The organism is Flavobacterium sp. W22_SRS_FP1 (assembly GCF_052113685.1).
In the GTDB taxonomy this organism is placed as follows: domain Bacteria; phylum Bacteroidota; class Bacteroidia; order Flavobacteriales; family Flavobacteriaceae; genus Flavobacterium.
The window spans coordinates 156263-177842 of the sequence record NZ_JBGQOE010000001.1; the positions used below are offsets into that span (position 1 = coordinate 156263).

Sequence of the window (21580 nt, forward strand, 5' to 3'; positions counted from 1 at the left end):
AAACACTTAATTACAAATGCAAAATTTGAATAGTCAAATCTAAAAAAATCATCAAAATACTTTATGCACTATTTCATCAAAAGTGTACACTGTAGTGCGCGTCTTCTATTTCAGGGGGTTTGAAAGTTTCTTAGCCGTGCTATTTGTACTTAAGTTGGTAGTTTTTTGGAGTGATATCATACATCTTTTTAAACTCACGATAAAAATAAGATCGGTTATTAAAACCCGATAGATAGCAAATCTCTGATACTGTCAAAACATTTTTCCGCAAAAGTTCGGCCGCATGTTTTAATCTGATTGTTCGTATTAAATCGCCCGGAGAAAAGCCAAATAGTTGTTTTATTTTTCGATACAATTGAGAATTACTCATCCCCAATTCTTTTTCGATAAAGAGACTTTGTAAGTTCTCGTTATCTATATTTTTTCGTATTAAATTAATGACCTTTTTAATGAACTCCTTTTCCTTCTTTTCTATGGGTAATGCAGATAAGTTTTCCGAAAGGTTATCCTGTGCGAAATGCTTCAATATGAGTTCCTTTTCTTCTAGCAATTTTTGGATTCGGATTAATAGATGGTCTGGATGAAATGGTTTTGGGATATAAGAATTGGCCCCGCTTTCAATTCCTTCAATTCGATGCAAAACAGATTCTTTTGCGGTAAGCATAATAAAAGGGATGTGACAGGTTTGAATGTCTTTTTTTATTTTTTTACAAAATTCTATTCCATCCATCAAAGGCATCATTACATCACTGATAATGATATCAGGAATTTCTGTTTTAATGTTCTCTAAAGCTTCAATACCATTATAGGCTACACTTATTTTATACTTTTCGGCTAATAATTCGTTTAAAAAGGAATGTATTTCCTTTTCGTCTTCCACAATTAATATTCTTTTCCTCTGATCAATAACGGTATCAAGGGTTGAAATTTTATTAGGGACTGCATCAGTTTTACTAGGTATTTCTTCTAAAATACTTTTGAGATGTTGAGAAATGAAAACTTGGTTAGTTTCAGCAATACCGCTACTAGCGCCATCAATATCGACTTCAAACTCTTTTTTAGAAAATGCTTTTTTGCCACAAGGGATACTTATTACAAAAGTGGTAGTTTCGTTTGCTATACTTGAAACTAATATTTCTCCTTTCAATATGGTTACCAGTTTTTTTACAAAAGCTAAACCTATTCCCGTTCTAAACAGATCATTGTCAGATCCTATATTTGTGTCCGTTAATAAAAATTTATCAAATAGGGAGTCTAGTTTTTCTTTCGGGATGCCTTTACCCGTATTTACGACAGTGATGATTAATTTTTTAGAGTTGGTTTTGTCGACAGCAATTTTTAAATCAATCTTACCGTTCTCAGGAGTGTATTTAAAAGCATTTGACATCAAATTGAAAATAATTTTTTCAATCTTATCCTTATCAAACCATCCATTTAGCTTGGATGGAACTTCAAGCTTGTATTCTATATTTTTAGCTAATGCCCATTCATCAAACAATTCAGCAATTTGCTCTACTAAGTTTACCAAATCAAATTTTTTCACTACAACTTCGAGGTAATCAAACTCTGCTTTTCTGAATTCCAGTAATTGTTGTGTTAAAAAAAGCAATCGCGAAGAGTTTCGCTCAATCATTTGAATGAACTTCTTGTTTTTTTCGCTAAGGTTATTTGTTTCTGCCAATCTTTGAATGGGGCCAACAATTAGTGTCAAAGGGGTCAAGAATTCATGTGCAATATTGGTAAAAAATGAAAGTCTGTTTTCATGCAGCTCTTCTTCTCTTTGCCGGTAAAGAATATTTTGACTTAAAGACTGACGTTTTTTGTAGTAGCTGACAACAAATAATATAAAAAAGAAAAACAATATGGCGTATGAAAAAAGGGCAAGACCAGATTGCCAATATACGGGCATGACCCTTATGTCTATTGCATGGACAGGATTAGTCCATACACCATCACTGTTAGTCCATTTTATCCACAAAGAATACTTGCCTCGTGGTACATTGGTAAATGAAATACTTCGTCGATTATTGATGTTATTCCAACCTTTGTCAAAATTTTCTAACTTATAGGCATATTGGCATTTTTCACTGTTAATATAAGTTAAAGCAGATAGTTCAATATCAAAAAAGTTTTGATTGTGATCCAATAAAATGGCAGGAGGCGCCTTTGAATCTGGAGAAATAACCAATCCCTGATAATAGGGATCCGCCTGATTTTGGCCACTAATTTTATCAATCAATAGATCAGGAATCACTTCTGACTCTTTTATTTTTTGAGGTAAAAAGTAATTGAATCCTTTTATTCCACCCATGAAAATATAATCTGATTTTGGATCCTGATAAAATGCGCCATCAGCAAATTCATTATTTTGTAGCCCTTCGTTTTTAGTGTAATTAATAAATTTTGATTGTTCTGGGATAAAGTTAGATAAACCAAAATTAGTGCTTAACCATAAATGTGATTTTTTATCGGAGACAATTCCGTGAATGGTGTTGTTAGGAAGTCCATCTATTACTGAATAGCTTTTGAATGTGGCGCTACCATCATTTTTTAAATCTTCCAGTAAATTAAGTCCAAAACTGGTGCCTATCCAAAGTCTATTTTTTGCGTCTTTTTTCAGACATAATATATCATTGTTAGATAGACTTTGCGGATCATTCTTTTTATTTTTATAAGTACGGAATAGGCCAGATTCTTTGTCAAAGAGATTGAGGCCGCCCAATCGAGTACCTATCCAAAGCTGGTTTTGATTCTTAGGGACAATAGAGAAAATAATATTACTGCTTAAGGATTTTCCATCCTCATTATCTGCAATGTATTTCTTGTATTGAGTTAATTTAAGCTTGTTGTCTGAACGTTCTATTTTACAACGAATCATACCGTAACCATTAGTTCCAAGCCAAATAAAGCCCTGCTCATCTTGATAAATGGAATAAATAGACTTAAAATAGTCGGATTGTTCGTTTCCTATAATTTCGGACCAACTAATGAGTTTAGAGTTTTTTAAGTCGTAAACAGTGATGCCTTCTCCGTCTGTCCCAATAAATAATAGCTCGTTATTTCCTTTGCACAAGGAAAAAACGGCATTATTAATAGCGCTATTATTTTCATTGAAATTGGAATATTTTAAAGGTTGTTCATTTTGATAAAAGTTAGAAGGCAATTTAAAAAGGCCCTTTCCTTTTGTTCCTACCCAAAATGAATTGTCTTTTAATCCGAGAAAAGCTCTAATGATACCACCGTCCAGTTCGGTAATTTGGGCTTTTGAAACGAGGTTAAATGACTTTTTAAGAGGAAACATTTTAAATATTCCATCGCCATCTGTACCTGTCCAAATCACATTTTCGCTTCCTTGTATCAAAGTAGTGATTTTTTGGTTTTTTAGGTATTTTAACCAAGATTTATTGATGACCGTGCCTGTGCTGTCAATGATGCTGTAGCCTGATTTGCCTGATGCAACGAGTCCTTCAGGAATTTTTCCAATGAAATTATCAATGTTATTTTCTATAAGAATTTGATTTTTTTTGTCGGAGACTGAATATATAATGGTATTTCCAGAGGTCGTTATTATGCAAATTTTCTCATTCGATATGGTTTCGAATGTTCGAATATTTTCTGAAATCAACTCTAATTTTGTAATTTTTTTTTCAGTTTTATTCCTGTTTGCAATGGATAATGAATAAAGTTGTTCGTCTTCAAATAACACCATTAAGTCGCCATTAGAATTGAACTGCATTTTTTTGACAGCCTTTTTGGGTAGGCTCGTAAATTTTAACAATTCAAAATCAGTATTATTATAATAGCCAATTCCCCAGTCTTTTACGGCGCAGAATACTTTTTTTGAGTTGTCAAGTGCTATGTTAAATTCAGATTCAGATAATGGGGGCGTATTTTTTCTAGAAAAATAAAAACGTTTAAAAACGTCTGTTTTTTTATCATATTGATTTATCCCGTGCATTGTCAAAATCCAAATTTTGCCTAAATGATCTTCATCTATTTTAAGTATTACCTGATTGCTCAAGCTATTTTCATTATTTAATTCAGGTCTGAAAATTTTAAAAGTATTTCCATCATAGCGGTTTAAACCGTCCCACGTCCCAATCCAAAGTAAATTTTCGGAATCTTGAAAAATGGTATTTGCGGAGCTATTGGACAGTCCTTTGGTGTTGTCTAATTGTTCTAGTGAATACTTCAATTCTAAAGTTTTTGCTGAATCTGTAAATGTTTTCAACATACCACTTTTTATTTCTTGTTCAGTGACTTTTTGAAGATTCGAATTGGTAGTTGTAGTACGCGACTGTTCTTCTTTGTCGCTGCAGGCAACAAAACCTAATAAGATAAGATAAACAAATAAAATCTTAATTTTCAATTTACTATTATTTTGTGATTTGTTTTTCAAAATTTTCCGACAGAAGGGTTCGATTTAAAAACCAATAATTTATGTAATCGACATAGTTAATTACCAAATATACATAAAATACTAGAAAATGGGAAAGGACGTGTGTTTATTCTCTTTTTGTGAGGCATTATGATTTTATAGACTTAAAATGATGTTAAAAACAAGTGATTTCAGTTAAGCCAAACAATCATTTCCCCATTAGAATCCGTGGTCAATACCTCGCTCATATAATCGAAAAAGGGTCTTACTGATTGGTATATTAAATTCACTTTCGATAAAAAATCTGCCGACTGCACTTCCTGATCGGTAAAATCGTATCTAAAATAAAACTGTTTGTGAATGATTAATTCGATAGCCACATGGTCTTTCTGAAATCCTCTAGGGGTAGTCAAAACGCTATTACCTCCTAGGTTACCAAAATTGGATTGGATTGCTTCTGATTGCAGTAAAGCATACCATTGCGTATGGTTCGCAGTGATGTCTTCACGAATTTTTTTTAAATCTGCTGGATTTGGCGCAAAAAAGCCGCAGGCCAAATAGCTATTACCGGGCTTAATATTCATATAATAGCCGCCTCTTCTCTGTTTTCCAGATCTCTTCAAGCCAAAGTCAAATTTTATGTGGTAGGGTAGTTTGTCTTTGCTGAATCGCATGTCACTGTAAATACGATAGAGACTTTTTTTAGCGGTTCTATTCTTTAGTTGGTCGTGTTTGTTGATTTCTAAAATAAGAGTTTCGATAAAGGAATGCATATTTCCCTGAGCCTCGAGATAAAATTGCTTGTTCGTTTGAAACCAATCTCTGTTATTGTTTTTGGCAATATCGCTAAGGAAATTTAATGTTGAATTGTTTATTGCTACAATTTCCATCTAGAATAAAATTTTATTAATTCAAATTATCGGTTTCCAATTACTTCTATCGAAGATCTAGCTTTGACTTCTAGGACTCAATAAAATTAGTTTTTTGAAAGAATGCTGTTGATTGCTTTAATCATTTCATCCGTACTCGTGTTATTTGTGTCGACCGCTACACTATGATTACCGTATGGCTCGTATTTGTCAAGTACAGTAACCGAGAACAAACCAAGCGTTGGTGTTTTTGAAGCGCTTGCCAAATGCATCATGCCGCTATCTGCTCCTATGAAGATATCCGTATTGGCAATAAAGGAAGCGATTTGTCTAATATCCTTGCTATAAAACGAAGGCGCCTTAAAATCTATTTGTGAAACATTTTCAACTGGCAAAAGTTCAATAATATTGTAATTGTCGTATTCCTGTTTAAGTCTCTTATAGAATGCGTTCCACCAGATCTCCGAATAGCATTTTTCTCCCGTGGCGAAAGTAAATAGACAGATTGTTTTTTGATCTTTATTTATCAGTTTTTCTAATTCAAGTTTGGCAGCTGCAATTTCGGAAGGAATTAACTTAATGTCTAAGGAAGGTACTAAATTCTCTTTGTTTGTGATTCCAAGTTTAGACAGGTAGCTCCGTAATCCGTATACTGGATATTTCGCTATGTGTTTATGATCTGGGTATTTCAATTCAAAACCAGTTTCTTCATCCCCGTAAAATTTATAATGTGATCTTGCAAAATTTGTAGAAAACCTGCCTGATGAAGAGTTTTTTTCCACATTTATGACTAGGTCGTACTGTTTTTTCTTAAGGGCTAACCAGCCTTTTATGTATGGAAGTAGGTCGTTAAAGTGTTTTTTTGGCAATTTAATAATGCTATCAATATTTTGATAGTTTTCAAATATGATAGGAGCTATGTTGCCTTTTACAAATAAATCTATTTTACAATTTGGAAATGTATCGGTAACCTCTTGGATAAGTGGGGTGATTAATAATTGGTTTCCCAATCTGTGATTGGGTCTGGAAATCAGTACGGTCTTTATGTCGTGCTTATCTATTAGCTTTAGATTTTGATTCATTGAAGATCCACTAATTTTTTTAGCCACGCCCTGCATCAAACTCCTTCTAATTATATTTATGTTTTTTAAAATATTCATGTTTATAGAATAGCATTAATAGTGGGTTTCGTTTTTAGTAAAAAAGATAATTTATATTATGGTGTAGTAAATTTTTAAAAGGATTTATGGATAGGTTAATAAGTAATAAGCTATCCATTGTTTTACAATTTTTTAGTCACAAATATAGTATAAACTTTGGGACGTCCATTAAGTTTATTGAGAATCATATAGTAGGGCCGCTTTCCTTATTTTGGCTAATTGGCTTTTAATACATTGAAGAAAGTATTTGCTATTAAATGATTTATTTATAAATGTTTAGGACCTTTTTCAACATCTACTTTGGTAATATATAGATAAGTTGTGACATTATTATAGTTGCAATGGAAATGCCTTAAATCCATAAAAACTGAAGCCCAAGCTGGCATGACGCCTTTCGTTTATTTTTAATTAGCTTTTGAATGGAACATCTTGTTAAAATTATTATCGAGTCTAGCTTGGTTTAATAAAGCAGTAAAGTGCTATTTATATTTATTGTAATACAATTTTTTAATGATCTTAAATAATTTGATAGGGACCCAATGTTTCATTTCAGATAATCTCATTAAGTCTAAACTATCATAGTTTTTATCTATTGAAAAAATATTTTTGATTGTATAAAATATGTAATTTTGAAATCTACAATTAAAATCAAATATATTATGGAAAATATGAATAATCAAAACGACGGAGGCAAGTGTCCATTTGCAGGTGGTGGAGGTACTGTTGCAAAACAATCTGCCAATACTGCTCAAACTAATCGCGAGTGGTGGCCTAACCAACTTAAATTAAATGTTTTGCGCCAGCATTCCGCATTGTCTAACCCTATGGGTGAAACCTTTAATTATGCGGAAGCTTTCAAAACATTAGATTTTGATGCTTTGAAAAAAGATATAAAAGAACTAATTACAACTTCACAGGATTGGTGGCCAGCAGACTATGGCTATTATGGTGGTTTTTTCATGAGAATGGCTTGGCATAGTGCGGGTACATATCGTACATCAGATGGACGTGGTGGTTCAGGAACAGGAACGCAACGTTTCGCACCACTAAACAGCTGGCCTGATAATGCTAATTTAGATAAGGCGCGTTTGTTATTATGGCCTATTAAACAAAAGTACGGTCAGAAAATTTCTTGGGCTGATTTAATTGTTTTGGCTGGAAACTGTTCTTTAGAGGTTGCTGGTTTTAAAACTTTCGGTTTTGCTGCTGGACGTGAAGACGTATGGGAACCAAGCGAAGATATCTATTGGGGATCTGAGCGTGAATGGTTAGGAGATAATCGTTATAATGAAAGTCGTGAATTAGAACAGCCTCTTGCTGCGGTTCAAATGGGATTGATTTACGTTAACCCAGAGGGACCTAATGGAAATCCTGATCCATTATTGGCCGCTCATGATATTCGTGAGACCTTTGCTCGTATGGCTATGAATGATGAAGAAACTGTTGCACTATGTGCGGGTGGTCACACACTAGGTAAAACTCACGGCGCAGCAGATCCAGATAAATATGTTGGTCCAGCACCAGCCGCTGCACCAATTGAAGAACAAAGTAAAGGTTGGAAAAACGCTTACGGAAAAGGTCACTCAGAAGATACTATCACTAGTGGTTTAGAAGGAGCTTGGACTACGACGCCATCTAAATGGAGTTACAATTATTTAGAAAATTTATTCGGATACGAATGGGAATTAACTAAAAGTCCAGCAGGAGCTCACCAATGGAGACCAAAAGATGGAGCAGGAGCAGGTTTAGTGCCAGATGCACACGATCCTTCAAAAAGTCACCAGCCGTTTATGTTGACTACAGACCTTTCACTAAGATTTGACCCCATTTACGAAAAAATATCAAGACGCTTTTTAGAAAATCCAGCCGAATTTGATGATGCTTTCGCTAGAGCTTGGTTCAAACTTACACACCGTGATATGGGACCTAAATCCCGCTATTTGGGACCAGAAATTCCTGCCGAAGAACTAATTTGGCAAGATCCAGTTCCTGCGGTTTCTCATAAATTAATTGATAATGATGACATCGTATCACTTAAAAAACAGATTCTTGATTCAGGTTTATCTGTATCGGAATTAGTATATACCGCTTGGTCATCAGCTTCTACTTTCCGTGGTTCTGATAAACGTGGTGGAACTAACGGTGGACGTGTTCGTCTCGCTCCGCAAAAAGATTGGGAAGTGAGTAATCCTTCTCAACTGCATAAAGTGGTTACGGCCCTTGAAAAAATACAAGCTAAATTTAATACTGCTCAGTCGGGAGGTAAATTAGTTTCTATCGCTGACCTTATTGTTCTTGCTGGTGCCGCTGCAATTGAAAAAGCTGCAAAAAACGGAGGTCATACCGTAACTGTTCCTTTTACACCAGGACGTACAGATGCTTCACAAGATCAAACAGACGTAGAGTCCTTCTCATTTCTAGAGGGAGAAGCTGATGGTTTTATAAACTATACTAAAACTAAATATACAGTATCTGCAGAGGAAATGTTAATAGATAAAGCGCAATTATTAACTTTAACAGCGCCAGAAATGACGACGCTTGTTGGTGGTATGCGTGTTCTTAATACGAACTTCGGTCAAACTAATCATGGAGTGTTTACTAAAAACACAGAAGCGCTTACTAACGATTTCTTCGTAAATCTATTAGATTTAGGTACTACTTGGAAATCAGTTTCAGATGCTGATGACGTGTTTGAAGGTCGTAATCGTGCGACTGGTGAATTGAACTGGACTGGAAGTCGTGTAGACCTTATTTTCGGTTCTAACACAGAACTTAGAGCTGTCGCTGAAGTTTATGGAAGTTCTGATTCTAAAGAGAAATTTGTACATAACTTTGTTGCAGTTTGGGACAAGGTCATGAACTTGGGTCGTTTTGACCTAGCTTAATTTCAATCGAGAACTAAGCTAAAGGATTGCAATATGCATCTTGATAGTTATTGAATAGTAAAAGGTGGTCTGGTAACAGACCACCTTTTTTTATTTTTACTATTCAATGTTTTTTAAGTGATCATAGTTCTTTTGTTTGGAGTTTAGAACATCTAATACCACCTTATCCAGCTGCACGTGAAAAATTAATGTGAAGCTTATAAAACTTCGATAAAACGATATAAAAAAGAAAGGAGTAGCGGATGTTTGATGTTCGATACACTTATTTGTCGAAAACTCTATGGGGGTAGATTTTTAGCGGTTTGCAGCGTCTAAGTTAACAGATTCAACAAGTGCTAATGTGATCGATTTTACTTTTTAGCGAGGCCTTATTGTTCAAGTATAAGTACATTTCTATTTTATTTATTGGTTAAATTGATAAAGTATTTCGTTGATACATATCATTGTGAGAGACAGTCTAATCGTTAATCCGGTTGTCAAAGGGTAAATTGTGATGTACCGATAGATAGTTTAGATTATTTTCAATTAGCTTATCGGCCTAGAGTATAATTAAAAGTTAAACTAATAGCCATATGTTGGGATAAATTACTACATTTAACATTAAAATAGTAGCTAATGAAACATTTCGAACAAACTAAAGGATTATTAAATAATTCCGCTTTATTTTATGTGGTGACTACCGGTATGGATGGTAATTATTCGTATGTAAACGACAATTATGCTAACGCATTTTCATCTATACATGGCAATCTTGTCGGACAACCATATCATATTACAATGCATCCGGATGATATTAATACTTGCATAGAAGTCGCTGCTAAATGTTTTGAAAACCCAACTAAGTTATTTCCAGCAACAATTAGGAAACACGATGGGAATGATTCTTATGTGTATACTCAATGGGAGTATAAAGCTATGTTTGATGATGAAAAGAATCCTGTAGGAATATATTGCGTAGGATACAACATAACAAAGTATGTTGCTGAGGAATTAGATTTGAAAATTGCATATGAAAAGATTGAAAAAAACAGTACTGTATTGGAAAAAATTATTTTTCAACAATCACATCTTATTCGCGCGCCACTTAGCAATATAATTGGACTTACGAGTCTTTTAGACAAATCACTATTAGATACTAATACAAGTAATATTTGTGATATGATAATAGAAAGCTCAAACCAACTTGATGATGTCATTAAAAGCATTATAAAGATTGCTAGAAGCTAATTTAATCTTTGAATTAATTGTCTGGATTCAAGGTAAAATTACTCTTAAATTACAGTGAATTCAGCAGTAGTATTTACAAAGCCTACTTTTATATTTTGAGAGTAATGACCAACTCTATTATTATTCTGAAATCTTATATTCTTAATAATTGTATATTATAAGTAATGAATAGGTGATTTTATTTCTTGTACGTTATTGTTTTCAAATTTGTTATGTATTTAAATGAGCCCGCACAGATTACTTAAAACTAATAACTTTTAAGCGGATAGATACTTTTTTTGAGTAGCCACTATTCTACTTTTATTATTGTCCAGTCTTAGTTTTTTAATTCCTGTGTGATATCTACTTTAATAATTGCAGCATCTAATTTTGACTGAAGGTTAAAAAGTCTGTGATACCATTTCTGCTGCTAAAGTCTTTTAATTCAAAAAAGTCGGTAGTTTTTTCAATACTTTGCCAACCATCGATTATTTTAACAAAACGGATAGGGCAGGCAAGAGCGATGTTAAATTTTAAATGAGATGTGCTGTTAGTAGTAACGTTTGCTTGCAGGATGGACCAGGTTCCCTGATAGGAGTTTGTATCATCAGTTACTGTTAGCAAGTCATCAGCTCCAAAAGTAAAATTAAATTCATTAAAATTAATCATTTCATCTCGTTCACTTTTCCAATAAGAGCTTATTTCCCAAGCTCCATTAGTCACAATTATGGCAACAATATCATGTTTGCCAGCAGGCGTTATTTCTATTCGATTTTCGTTAATAACTGATTTATGTATGTCTTCTGGAATGATTGAGAAAGTTACCATTACTAATATTGGGTCTAAACTGAATTGTTTTAGAGTTTTCATAGTCAAATAGTTTAAAATGTTAGATTTTTAACATATTCACTTATAAATACAGAACGTAACATCCAAATTTACGAATTAATAAATATTTATTTATTAAAAAAATATAATATTTATAAAAGCTTGTTTTTTTTAATGAAAAAATCCGATCTACTTTCGCAAATCGGATTTGATTATTTTGTTTATAGGCCACTGATAACTAAAGTGAATCTATAAAATACAATTTTACATTTACAAGTGAATCACTTCACCGTAAGCATCAGCTACAGCTTCCATTACCGCTTCACTCATTGTAGGGTGTGGGTGAATTGATTTTAGGATTTCGTGTCCTGTAGTCTCCAATTTACGAGCAACGATAGCCTCAGCAATCATGTCTGTAACCCCAGCACCTATCATGTGACAACCCAACCATTCACCATATTTAGCATCAAAAATCACTTTTACAAAACCATCAGGAGTTCCTGATGCCTTTGCTTTCCCTGAAGCTGAGAATGGGAACTTACCAATTTTTAATTCGTATCCTTTTTCTTTAGCTTGTTTTTCGGTCAAACCTACAGAAGCAATCTCTGGAGTTGCGTAAGTACAACCCGGTACGTTTCCGTAGTCAATAGGTTCTACGTGCATTCCCGCAATTTTTTCCACACAGTTGATTCCTTCAGCAGAAGCTACATGAGCTAAAGCTTGTCCTGGAGTCACATCACCAATAGCATAATAACCAGGGATGTTAGTTACGTTGAATTCGTTTACCAGTATTTTATCTTTATCAGTAGCAATTCCTACTGCTTCCAGTCCTATGTTTTCGATGTTTGTTTTGATACCAACAGCCGATAGTAAAATGTCAGCTTCAAGAACTACTTCTCCTTTTGCCGTTTTTACATGCGCTTTTACGCCTTCTCCGCTAGTGTCAATTTTCTCAACAGAAGAGTTGGTCATAATTTTCACACCCGCTTTTTTCATCGAACGTTCCATTTGTTTTGAAATGTCTTCGTCTTCAACGGGAACTATGTTAGGCATAAATTCAACAATGGTCACTTCCGTTCCCATTGAGTTATAGAAATGAGCAAATTCAACACCTATCGCTCCGGAACCTACGATAATCATCGATTTAGGTTGCGTAGCTAAAGTCATTGCTCTTCTGTATCCAATTACTTTTACGTCATCTTGTGGCAAGTTAGGTAACTCACGGGAGCGAGCTCCAGTGGCTATGATGATATGATCTGCACTGTATTCAGTAACTTTATTGTCTTTGTCTGTAACATCGACTTTCTTACCTGGTTTTAGTTTACCGAAACCATTAAGAACGTCAATTTTATTTTTTTTCATTAAGAATTGGACACCTTTGCTCATATCACTTGCGACAGTTCTACTGCGTTGTACAACGGCAGGGAAATCTTTGTCAAAGGATGAAACAGTCAATCCGTAATCGGAAGCGTGTTTTAGGTAATCAAAAACTTGTGCTGATTTTAGTAAAGCCTTGGTCGGGATACATCCCCAATTCAAGCAAACCCCGCCTAAGCTTTCTTTCTCAATTACGGCAACTTTAAAGCCTAATTGTGATGCTCTAATAGCAGTAACATATCCGCCTGGTCCACTTCCTAAAACAATGATGTCGTATTTCATATTGTATGTGTTTTTCTTCGATTAATTGATTTTGCGAATTTAAGGATTTATTCTGTTTTGGGAAAGTTTAGAAGTAATAAAGTGGTAAAGTAACAAGTTTTAAAAAACTCACCGTTATATTAAGTGAAATCAGTTCAAATAATGCTCTTAATAATCTTTAATCAAACCTTTGTGTCTTTTGTGATATCTTAGCGCTCTTTGTGGTTAAGCAGCTAATTAGCTACTGAAAACTGGGAATCATACAAATTCTTGTAGTACCCACTTTCGCGATTGATTAATTCCTTGTGCGTTCCTTGTTCGACAATCAAGCCTTTGTCCATCACCACAATTTTATCCGCATTGACGATAGTAGCTAATCGATGAGCAATCACGATCGAAGTGCGGCCTTGTGTAATGGTTTCGGTGGCGCGTTGTATTAATTCCTCAGAATAGCTATCGATAGACGAAGTTGCCTCATCTAGAATAAGAATACTTGGATTACTGACATACGCTCTCAAGAAAGCGATTAATTGGCGCTGACCAGAGGATAACATCACCCCGCGCTCTTTGACGTCAAAATCATAATTGTCAGGCAAAGTCATGATAAAATCATGTACTCCTATCTCTCTCGCTGCAGCCAAGACGTCTTCGCGGCTAATTTCAGGATTATTTAGCGTAATATTGTTGAAAATGGTGTCGGCAAAAAGGAAAACATCCTGCAATACCACTGCAATCTGCTTTCGTAGAGAATCTAAAGTGTAGCTTTCTATATTTTGATTATCGATGCAAATTTCACCACTATCAATTTCGTAGAATCGGTTCAATAAATTGATAATCGTTGATTTTCCTGCACCTGTAGAGCCAACAATTGCGACTGTATCTCCTGCATTTACTTTAAGATCAATACCCTTGATAACTTCTTCGTCAGGAATATAGCTGAAATGTACATCTTTGAACTTTAGGTTTCCAAGGAAAACGGGTGCTTCAATTGTGCCCGTATCCTGAATCTGGTCTTGGGTGTCAATAATGGCAAATACGCGGTTTGCAGCAATCATTCCCAGCTGCATCTCATTAAATTTATCAGCAATCTGACGCAAGGGATTAAACAACATTCCGATGAACATAGTGTACGAAAATAAATCACCAAAAGTGGTAAATGTATCTCCGTTCAATATTTTGAGTCCGCCATATAGAACAATAAATCCAAGGGTCAGGGATGAAATTATATCGGCAATAGGAAAGAAAATCGAGTTATAGAGAATCGTTTTTATCCATGCCTTTTTGTGCTTGTTGTTGATGTCTTTAAATTTTTCAGCTTCAATATCTTCCCGATGGAATAGCTGTACAATTTTCATTCCCGTTACTCTTTCCTGCACAAAGGAGTTCATATTCGAAATTTGGTTCCGCACATCCTCAAAAGCGACCTGCATTTTGCGTTGAAATATTCGGGTGATAAAGACTAAAATTGGCATGGCAACAATCACAATCCATGTTAATTGCCAGTTCATGTAGAACATGAAAATAAGGACCACAACCATCTTCATTAGATCACTGATAATCATAAACAAGCCTTGGCTGAAAATACGGGCAATCGATTCAATGTCCGATACAGAACGCGTGACTAGCTGGCCAACAGGAACGAGGTCAAAATATTTCATTCTAAAGCTCAAAAGATGCTTGAATAATTTGGTTCTAATATCCTTAACAATGTCTTGACCCAGCCAGTTTGCCCAAAAGACAAAGTAAAACTGTGAAAAAACTTCGCATAGAAGAACCACTCCCATTAAAGTGATGTAAAATAAAAACCCGTCGGGATCTTTCGTCTGGATGTAGTCATCCACTGTTTGCTTCAATAAATACGGGCGTAATGCTGCAAATATGGAAAGGGAAATCGCGAATGCTATAACGCCGTTAAATCGCCATTGGTACGGTTTTGTATACTGTAATATGCGTTTGAATAATCTGGTATCGAATGCTTTTGCTTTCATTTTTTTTTTGGAGCTGTTTCCTGCTATTCGTTGCAATCTTTCTGTTTTTTAAAGAAAAAACAGGAAGGATTTTCACTGCTATCAGGGCTATTTCGTTATGTAATCGTAATCAATTTCGGTTAAATACAATCCGTGTGCCGGTACCGAAAAACCAGCCTTATCTCTATTTTTGCCTTCAATTATCAGATTGAAATCGTCGAGCGTAATTTTATACATACCTATGTTTACCAAGGTCCCTACGATAGAACGAACCATATTTCTCAGAAAACGATTTGCCGATATGGTAAATACCAGTTGGCTGTTTTCTTGTTTCCAATGTGCTTCAAAAATAGTACAGTCAAAGCTGTTCACGTCCGTACTCACTTTTGAGAAACATTGAAAATCAGTATGGTTGAACAATAGTTTCGCCGCCTCATTCATCAAGTCGACATCTAGTTTTTGATGAAAGTACCAGCTTTGTTCCATCACAAACGGATCTTTGAAAGTGTTGATGTGGTATTCGTAGGTTCTTTTGGTAGCATCAAAACGAGCATGTGCTTCATCAGAAACCAGAATAATGTCGTAAACTACAATGTCTTTTGGCAAATAGGAGTTGAGTTTGTGTACTAATTTCTGAATATCTATAGGAGAGTCAAAATCAAAGTGGGCATACATTACTTTGGCGTGAACCCCAGTATCCGTGCGTCCTGCACCCATAAGGTTGATGTTTGAATTCAACAATACAGATATTGCCTTGTTCATCGTTTCCTGAACAGAGGAAGCGTTAGGCTGGTATTGCCATCCATGATATTGTGTTCCGTTGTATGCTAATTTTATAAAATACCTCAAGTTATTTTTTTCTGGAAGCAAAGATACTTATTAATTTTTTTGCGAAGCGGCTAAGACACAAAGTTTGTTAAGTTTCAAATAGATTTTTTAATTGTAAACTGAATGATTAGTTTTACAGCTAAATCATAGCCCTGATTGACCCGGAAATCCTTTTTATCTCTTTTTTTGAGATAAAAAGATTGGAGTGGAAAGCAGGAAAAAGCTCCTAAAAAAATATTTTGAAAAAAATTCTACTCCTTTCAGACACACACAGTCACATAGATGACATCATTTTAAAGTATGCGGACCAAGCAGATGAAGTGTGGCATGCAGGCGATATTGGAGACCTTAGCGTTACTGACAGCCTGAAGATAAGGAAACCGTTACGGGCGGTTTATGGTAATATCGACGATGCGACAGCGCGGTTGGAATTCCCGCTGCACAACCGTTTCATGTGCGAAGGTGTCGATGTGTGGATCACACATATTGGTGGTTATCCTGGTAAATACAATCCTAATATTAAGGGAGAGATGACCTTAAACCCACCTAAATTATTTATTTGTGGGCATTCACATATTCTAAAAGTAATGTTCGACAAGAAGCATGATCTGTTGCACATGAATCCCGGGGCTTGTGGCAAAAGTGGCTTTCATCAAGTCCGCACCATGCTGCGTTTCGCGATCGACGGAGACAAGATTAAAGATTTAGAGATTATTGAGATAGAGAAACGGGCCTGATTATCTATTGATATGTAATGGGTGCTTTAATTTGGATTGAAGTCCCTGATTTTATTTTAGAAAGAATCGTTATTTCTCCTCCAATATTGTTTACTCTAGCTTTAATTTGATTAAGACCGAAGCCTTCAATGGTATAGTAGTCAGCAGAGTCAAATCCCTTGCCGTTATCTCTAACGTGAATGAAGAGAGATTTGTTTTTTTCTTCGATACCAATAAATGCATTTGTGGCTTCACTATGTTTGATAATATTATTCAATAGTTCCATTATAATAGAATATATTTTTATTTCATAATCATCATTATAACGCACTGTTGTTATCATTGTACTAGAGTATTCAAAATTAATTCTGGAGTTCGAGTTTTTTTCGCATAAATCATTGAGCGCATAAAATAATCCGAAACGAGTTAATAGTGAAGGTAAAAGTTCGTGGGACAAGTCACGTACCTTATCATGTGCTTCTCTTAGTATTAGTTTTGTTTTAACTATTTCTTCAACTTCCAGTTGATTTTTAGAGCTAAAAACGCTTAAATGTAATCCGGCTGCTGAAAGCAGAGCACTAATATTATCATGCAGAAAATTGGCTATTTTTTTTCGTTCCATTTCCTGTCCATTTACCGAAGCGTTAATTATTTTCTCCTGAATTTTACTCTGTATGTCTTTGAGTTTGTTTTTTTGTTTCAATCTTGTATTCTGAAATAGAAAATAGAATAGGATGATAATTAAGATAAGCAACGAAATGATAATAAGACTTATTTGTTTGTTTTTAGACTGTTGCTCCAAAAGGATTTGCTGCTTTGTCTTGTACTTAGTTTCGATTATATCAATCTCTCTTTTATACTCATCTAATTCAAGATTTATCCCCGCAACGTTGACCTTTTTTCGTTTGTCTTCGTCTATCACTTTGGCGTTTGTGGAATTGTAAAGGGCGAGGTTTTTATATGCCTTTTTATGGTCGTCGTTTTTTAATAAAAATTTAGAGTATTCTAAATAGGCAAATGCTAAATCAGACTTAAAGTCTTGTTCAATTCCTAATTGGATCGCTTTTTGAAAGTAGGACTTTGCTTTTTGAGGTTCATCATTATAACTGGAATACATACCGTTGAGCATGTTTAAAACTCCATTTGAAGATTCATTACCAAACTTGTCATGGTACTTGTTGATAAACTTTAGATAGGGCAAACCATCATTAAAACGACCTATATCAAAATAAGCCCAAGTAATATTTAGTTTTGTAAAAACGATTTCTGCAGAATCTCTATTTTTTGTACTGTATTCGAGGGATTTTTTATAGTGGGAAATTCCTTTTGTGTATTGCTTTCTATCAAAACAATAAATATTTCCCAAATTGTTGTTTAACCAATTTTTAAGCTGGTTGTTTGTTGTTCTGTTAGCAATAATAAGACCTTTCTGGTAGTAAAAAAAAGCTTTGTCAGGCTCGGTAAGTTCGTCAAAATTAGCCGCTATAATATTGTAACAGGTTGCGATTGCATTATCATTTTTAGCTATAATAGCGTACTTTAAAGCAATTCTTGATTTTACCAGAGACTTTTCGAACTTCCCCTCTTTCATTAGGTTGGTTGCTTCTGTAGTTAGTTCGGTGATTTCTTTTTGAGAAGGAACTCTATTTTGAGAATACAGGACATTACCAAAAAGAAATGGTGAGAGGAAAAACAATAATACGAATCGGTTTTGAATCATGAAATAAGGGTGTCGAATATAAAATAGTTGTCTTTTTGGATTAAATTATTTCTGAAATAGCTATCGATTTTCCATTGGCTTAGGATTTAATCAGTTTGTTTTTAAGAGCAAATTTAACCAGACTGATTGTGTTTTTTGCTTTCAACTTTTTCATTATGTTTTTTCGGTGTGTTTCGACAGTATTGTTGCTGATGAACAAATGTTCGCTAATCTCCTTACCGCTAAACTCTAGAGCGATGAGAGTGATAATCTCAATTTCGCGCCCCGTTAATAAAGAATTCACACTTGGTCTGTATTTGTTTACTTTTGATTTGTCTTTGGTTGCGGTATTAAATATTTTTTCCCTAACCGTATTACAGAAATATTCTTCTCCATTAGTAACAGCGTGAATTGCTTCTACAATACTATCTCCAGCGCATTGCTTTGTCAAGTAGCCACTTGCTCCTAGTTTCATAACCTCTTTTATAATTTTTAAGTCATCATAGCTCGAAAGGATAATTACCTTGCAGGGGAAACCTTTTTGATAAAATTCTTTAACCACTTCAATTCCGTCCTTTTTAGGCATGCTGATATCAAGTACAAGAATGTCACTTTTGTTGTCTGTAACATCTTTAAAAATTGTGCTACCATCTGTGGAGAAGCCAACAACTTCAAAATTAGAAACTGTATGCAGTAAATTTTTCATGCCGTCCATAAGAACCTGATGGTCGTCTGCAAGATGTATTCGTGTTTTATTTTCCATGTCGTCGTTATATAAATTCAAATTTATAAAAAAAATGACAACTTGTTCTTTATATGTTTTTATTTGTTGAATGCTTCTTTTTGAAGCATAAAAAAACCCGAATGTTTCCATTCGGGTTTCCTTCGCACTAATAAACTAATTTTATAGGTTTACCTCAATCTATCCACAGATTTTACAAGATCCTCATCCTTTTTGATGGCCTTATTAGCCAAGACTAATAATACGATAGCAACGATAGGTAGAAACATCCCAATACCTTTCTCAGAAACAAGAACTGTTTCTCCAGATATATTTAGTGAACGATAAACAAACAATCCTAATAAAATTAAATTTAATATCATATTCAATCTGCCCATGACAAATTGATTCTGTCTTTTTTTATAGGAAACAATAGTCAAAACGCTAAGCGATGTGCTTAAGCCCAATAAGATTACATAAACTTGGTTTTGCATAAAAAAATAGTCTTTTCCGCCGTTCATTGTCCATAAAGGAAATAAAAATGGTAAAATACCAGTAACTACAAAAGCAAGTATTAAATATATCGTCTGTATTCTTTGTATCATTGTTTAATTTTGTTGTACAAAAATATATTTTCTTTTTTTAAAATACTATTGTATCATTAAATTTTATTCGTATTATTGCATCATAATACCGTAAGCACTTCATACTGCGGTTGATTCGAAATAAAAAATCACTACCTATCCTTTTAGAGTGTTACCAATTTAATTAAACTCATAGAACATTCATGTTTGATATTTCTGCATTAAAAGAAATGAAGCTTTCTGAGCTTCAAGAAATAGCTAAATCAGCTAAAACCATAAAATTTAATGGTGTAAAAAAAGACAACTTAATAGGGTCGATTTTAGAGCATCAAAAAGCTATTGCTGATTCAACCTCGGAGAAGAAATCAGAAACTAAAGTTGAAGAAGACAAGCCCAAAAGAGCTCGTATTGTTCCTGCAAAAAAGGTAGCTATTCAAAAAACTACGGTCAATTCTGCACCCTCCAGTCGCGAAGAGCTTGTGGATAAAGATTTGCAAGCTAGAGTTGAGGTGCCAGCAGAGGTTACTTCTCAGCTTGAAGCAGTAAATACTCCAACTGAAACGGAAGATGAGAATCCGTCATCTGAAAAGAAAGTGATTAAATTCAATAAATCTGCCTACGAAAAGAAAATTGCTCTGAAAAAGGATAAAGAGGAAGCGAAAGTAGGATTGAAAGAAACCGAAGAAGTTAAGGATAGTGAAGCAAAAGAAACTCAGGAAGTTGCAGCTCCAGCGAAAAAAGTTAATCCAAACCAGTTAAATAAACAAAATCAAAACCCGAATTTTAAAGCTAAAAAAAATAACTTTAGAGATTCTGATTTTGAATTTGAAGGAATTATAGAAAGTGAAGGTGTTCTTGAAATGATGGCAGATGGCTATGGTTTTCTTCGCTCTTCAGATTATAATTATCTGGCATCACCAGATGATATCTATTTATCGACATCGCAAATTAGACTATTCGGTCTTAAAACCGGTGATACAGTCAAAGGGGTGGTTCGGCCTCCAAAAGAAGGGGAGAAATTTTTTCCTTTAGTTCGAGTTTTAAAAATTAACGGACACGACCCACAAGTAGTTCGTGATCGTGTTTCATTCGAACATTTAACTCCCGTTTTTCCATCGGAAAAATTTAATTTAGCCGAAAGACAAAGTACTATTTCAACTCGTATTATCGATTTGTTTTCTCCTATTGGGAAAGGACAGCGAGGTATGATTGTTGCGCAGCCAAAAACAGGTAAAACCATGTTGTTGAAAGAAATCGCAAACGCGATTGCAGCTAACCATCCTGAGGTTTACCTTATTGTTCTTTTGATAGACGAACGTCCGGAGGAAGTTACGGATATGCAACGCAGTGTTCGTGGTGAAGTGATCGCTTCCACTTTTGATAGAGAACCGCAAGAACACGTTAAGATTGCAAATATAGTTCTCGAAAAAGCAAAACGTTTAGTGGAATGTGGGCACGACGTAGTGATCTTACTAGATTCGATTACCCGTTTGGCTAGAGCTTATAATACGGTACAACCTGCTTCAGGTAAAGTACTGAGTGGAGGTGTGGATTCTAATGCATTACAAAAACCAAAACGTTTCTTTGGAGCTGCTCGTAATGTAGAAAACGGAGGTTCATTAAGCATCATTGCTACTGCATTGACTGAAACAGGTTCTAAAATGGACGAAGTTATTTTCGAAGAATTTAAAGGAACTGGTAATATGGAATTGCAATTAGATAGAAAAATTGCCAACAAACGTATCTTCCCGGCAATCGATTTAACTTCTTCCAGTACACGACGCGAGGATTTGTTGTTAGACGAAAAGACCTTGCAAAGAATGTGGATTATGAGAAAATATCTCGCCGATATGAATCCAGTTGAAGCGATGAGTTTCATAAATGACCGTTTCAGAAAAACCAGAAATAATGAAGAGTTTTTAATCTCTATGAATGATTAAGGGAGAGAAAAGAGAATAGAAAAAAGAAAATAGAATGTTTTATTTTCTATCATAAAAAAGATCCTCGAAAATAGTTAATACGATTTCGAGGATTTTTTTGTTTTAGATTTTTTTATAATAAAAAACGCCTTCATATTGAAGGCGTTTTTTGTCGTGTCTGA

At 34.6% G+C, this 21580-nt stretch carries 14 protein-coding genes; 4 read left to right on the forward strand and 10 right to left on the reverse strand.

What is annotated here, in order from left to right; translation table 11 throughout:
* Positions 1–139 precede the first annotated feature (139 nt).
* The 3 genes from ACEN2H_RS00620 to ACEN2H_RS00630 form a co-directional block, all read right to left on the reverse strand.
* Complete coding sequence (locus tag ACEN2H_RS00620; protein ID WP_441729540.1) at positions 140–4369, reverse strand: hybrid sensor histidine kinase/response regulator transcription factor; 4230 nt, start codon at positions 4367–4369, stop codon at positions 140–142.
* Between the two features lie 200 nt (positions 4370–4569).
* Positions 4570–5268 (reverse strand): DUF2461 domain-containing protein, encoded by a 699-nt coding sequence (locus ACEN2H_RS00625; RefSeq protein WP_441729541.1) that lies wholly within the window; start codon positions 5266–5268, stop codon positions 4570–4572.
* A gap of 86 nt (positions 5269–5354) precedes the next feature.
* Entirely contained in the window at positions 5355–6407 is a 1053-nt protein-coding gene (locus tag ACEN2H_RS00630; protein ID WP_441729542.1) for a glycosyltransferase family 9 protein, read from the reverse strand.
* Between the two features lie 659 nt (positions 6408–7066).
* Between ACEN2H_RS00630 and katG the strand changes: the two genes are divergently transcribed.
* On the forward strand, positions 7067–9292 hold the full coding sequence (katG, locus tag ACEN2H_RS00635; RefSeq protein ID WP_441729543.1) for a catalase/peroxidase HPI: 2226 nt from the start codon (positions 7067–7069) through the stop codon (positions 9290–9292).
* A 615-nt stretch (positions 9293–9907) separates the two neighbouring features.
* The gene (locus ACEN2H_RS00640; RefSeq protein ID WP_441729544.1) at positions 9908–10519 is read left to right on the forward strand and encodes a hypothetical protein; all 612 of its coding nucleotides are present in this window, start codon (positions 9908–9910) and stop codon (positions 10517–10519) included.
* A gap of 363 nt (positions 10520–10882) precedes the next feature.
* On the opposite strand, the gene ACEN2H_RS00645 is transcribed toward ACEN2H_RS00640, so the two are convergent.
* The 4 genes from ACEN2H_RS00645 to truA form a co-directional block, all read right to left on the reverse strand.
* Positions 10883–11368, reverse strand: coding sequence for a hypothetical protein (locus ACEN2H_RS00645; RefSeq protein ID WP_441729546.1), 486 nt, complete (start codon positions 11366–11368; stop codon positions 10883–10885).
* Positions 11369–11596: 228 nt separating this feature from the next.
* Positions 11597–12985, reverse strand: coding sequence for a dihydrolipoyl dehydrogenase (gene lpdA / locus ACEN2H_RS00650; RefSeq protein ID WP_441729548.1), 1389 nt, complete (start codon positions 12983–12985; stop codon positions 11597–11599).
* A gap of 212 nt (positions 12986–13197) precedes the next feature.
* On the reverse strand, positions 13198–14952 hold the full coding sequence (locus ACEN2H_RS00655; protein WP_441729549.1) for an ABC transporter ATP-binding protein: 1755 nt from the start codon (positions 14950–14952) through the stop codon (positions 13198–13200).
* 87 nt (positions 14953–15039) lie between these two features.
* Positions 15040–15780 (reverse strand): tRNA pseudouridine(38-40) synthase TruA, encoded by a 741-nt coding sequence (gene truA / locus ACEN2H_RS00660; protein WP_441729550.1) that lies wholly within the window; start codon positions 15778–15780, stop codon positions 15040–15042.
* A gap of 218 nt (positions 15781–15998) precedes the next feature.
* On the opposite strand from truA, the gene ACEN2H_RS00665 reads away from it, so the two are divergent.
* Positions 15999–16496: a metallophosphoesterase family protein gene (locus tag ACEN2H_RS00665; protein ID WP_441729551.1), complete on the forward strand. Its 498-nt coding sequence runs from the start codon at positions 15999–16001 to the stop codon at positions 16494–16496.
* Positions 16497–16500: 4 nt separating this feature from the next.
* Here the strand turns inward: ACEN2H_RS00665 and ACEN2H_RS00670 are convergent, their stop codons facing one another.
* The 3 genes from ACEN2H_RS00670 to ACEN2H_RS00680 all read right to left on the reverse strand — a co-directional run bounded on the left by ACEN2H_RS00670 (position 16501) and on the right by ACEN2H_RS00680 (position 19500).
* Positions 16501–18195, reverse strand: a complete 1695-nt coding sequence (locus ACEN2H_RS00670) for a tetratricopeptide repeat-containing sensor histidine kinase (RefSeq protein ID WP_441729552.1) — start codon at positions 18193–18195, stop codon at positions 16501–16503.
* Positions 18196–18274: 79 nt separating this feature from the next.
* Positions 18275–18937, reverse strand: coding sequence for a response regulator (locus ACEN2H_RS00675; RefSeq protein WP_441729553.1), 663 nt, complete (start codon positions 18935–18937; stop codon positions 18275–18277).
* A 149-nt stretch (positions 18938–19086) separates the two neighbouring features.
* Positions 19087–19500, reverse strand: coding sequence for a DUF4293 domain-containing protein (locus ACEN2H_RS00680; protein WP_441729554.1), 414 nt, complete (start codon positions 19498–19500; stop codon positions 19087–19089).
* Between the two features lie 182 nt (positions 19501–19682).
* On the opposite strand from ACEN2H_RS00680, the gene rho reads away from it, so the two are divergent.
* Positions 19683–21419, forward strand: a complete 1737-nt coding sequence (rho, locus tag ACEN2H_RS00685; RefSeq protein ID WP_441729555.1) for a transcription termination factor Rho — start codon at positions 19683–19685, stop codon at positions 21417–21419.
* Positions 21420–21580: the final 161 nt, after the last annotated feature.

Coding starts and splice junctions, on each gene's coding strand:
- ACEN2H_RS00645 (WP_441729546.1), bottom strand. CDS start 11,368: ATGAAAACTCTAAAACAATTCAGTTTAGACCCAATATTAGTAATGGTA.
- ACEN2H_RS00625 (WP_441729541.1), bottom strand. CDS start 5,268: ATGGAAATTGTAGCAATAAACAATTCAACATTAAATTTCCTTAGCGAT.
- katG (WP_441729543.1), top strand. CDS start 7,067: ATGGAAAATATGAATAATCAAAACGACGGAGGCAAGTGTCCATTTGCA.
- ACEN2H_RS00630 (WP_441729542.1), bottom strand. CDS start 6,407: ATGAATATTTTAAAAAACATAAATATAATTAGAAGGAGTTTGATGCAG.
- ACEN2H_RS00675 (WP_441729553.1), bottom strand. CDS start 18,937: ATGGAAAATAAAACACGAATACATCTTGCAGACGACCATCAGGTTCTT.
- ACEN2H_RS00670 (WP_441729552.1), bottom strand. CDS start 18,195: ATGATTCAAAACCGATTCGTATTATTGTTTTTCCTCTCACCATTTCTT.
- ACEN2H_RS00640 (WP_441729544.1), top strand. CDS start 9,908: ATGAAACATTTCGAACAAACTAAAGGATTATTAAATAATTCCGCTTTA.
- ACEN2H_RS00680 (WP_441729554.1), bottom strand. CDS start 19,500: ATGATACAAAGAATACAGACGATATATTTAATACTTGCTTTTGTAGTT.
- ACEN2H_RS00655 (WP_441729549.1), bottom strand. CDS start 14,952: ATGAAAGCAAAAGCATTCGATACCAGATTATTCAAACGCATATTACAG.
- lpdA (WP_441729548.1), bottom strand. CDS start 12,985: ATGAAATACGACATCATTGTTTTAGGAAGTGGACCAGGCGGATATGTT.
- rho (WP_441729555.1), top strand. CDS start 19,683: ATGTTTGATATTTCTGCATTAAAAGAAATGAAGCTTTCTGAGCTTCAA.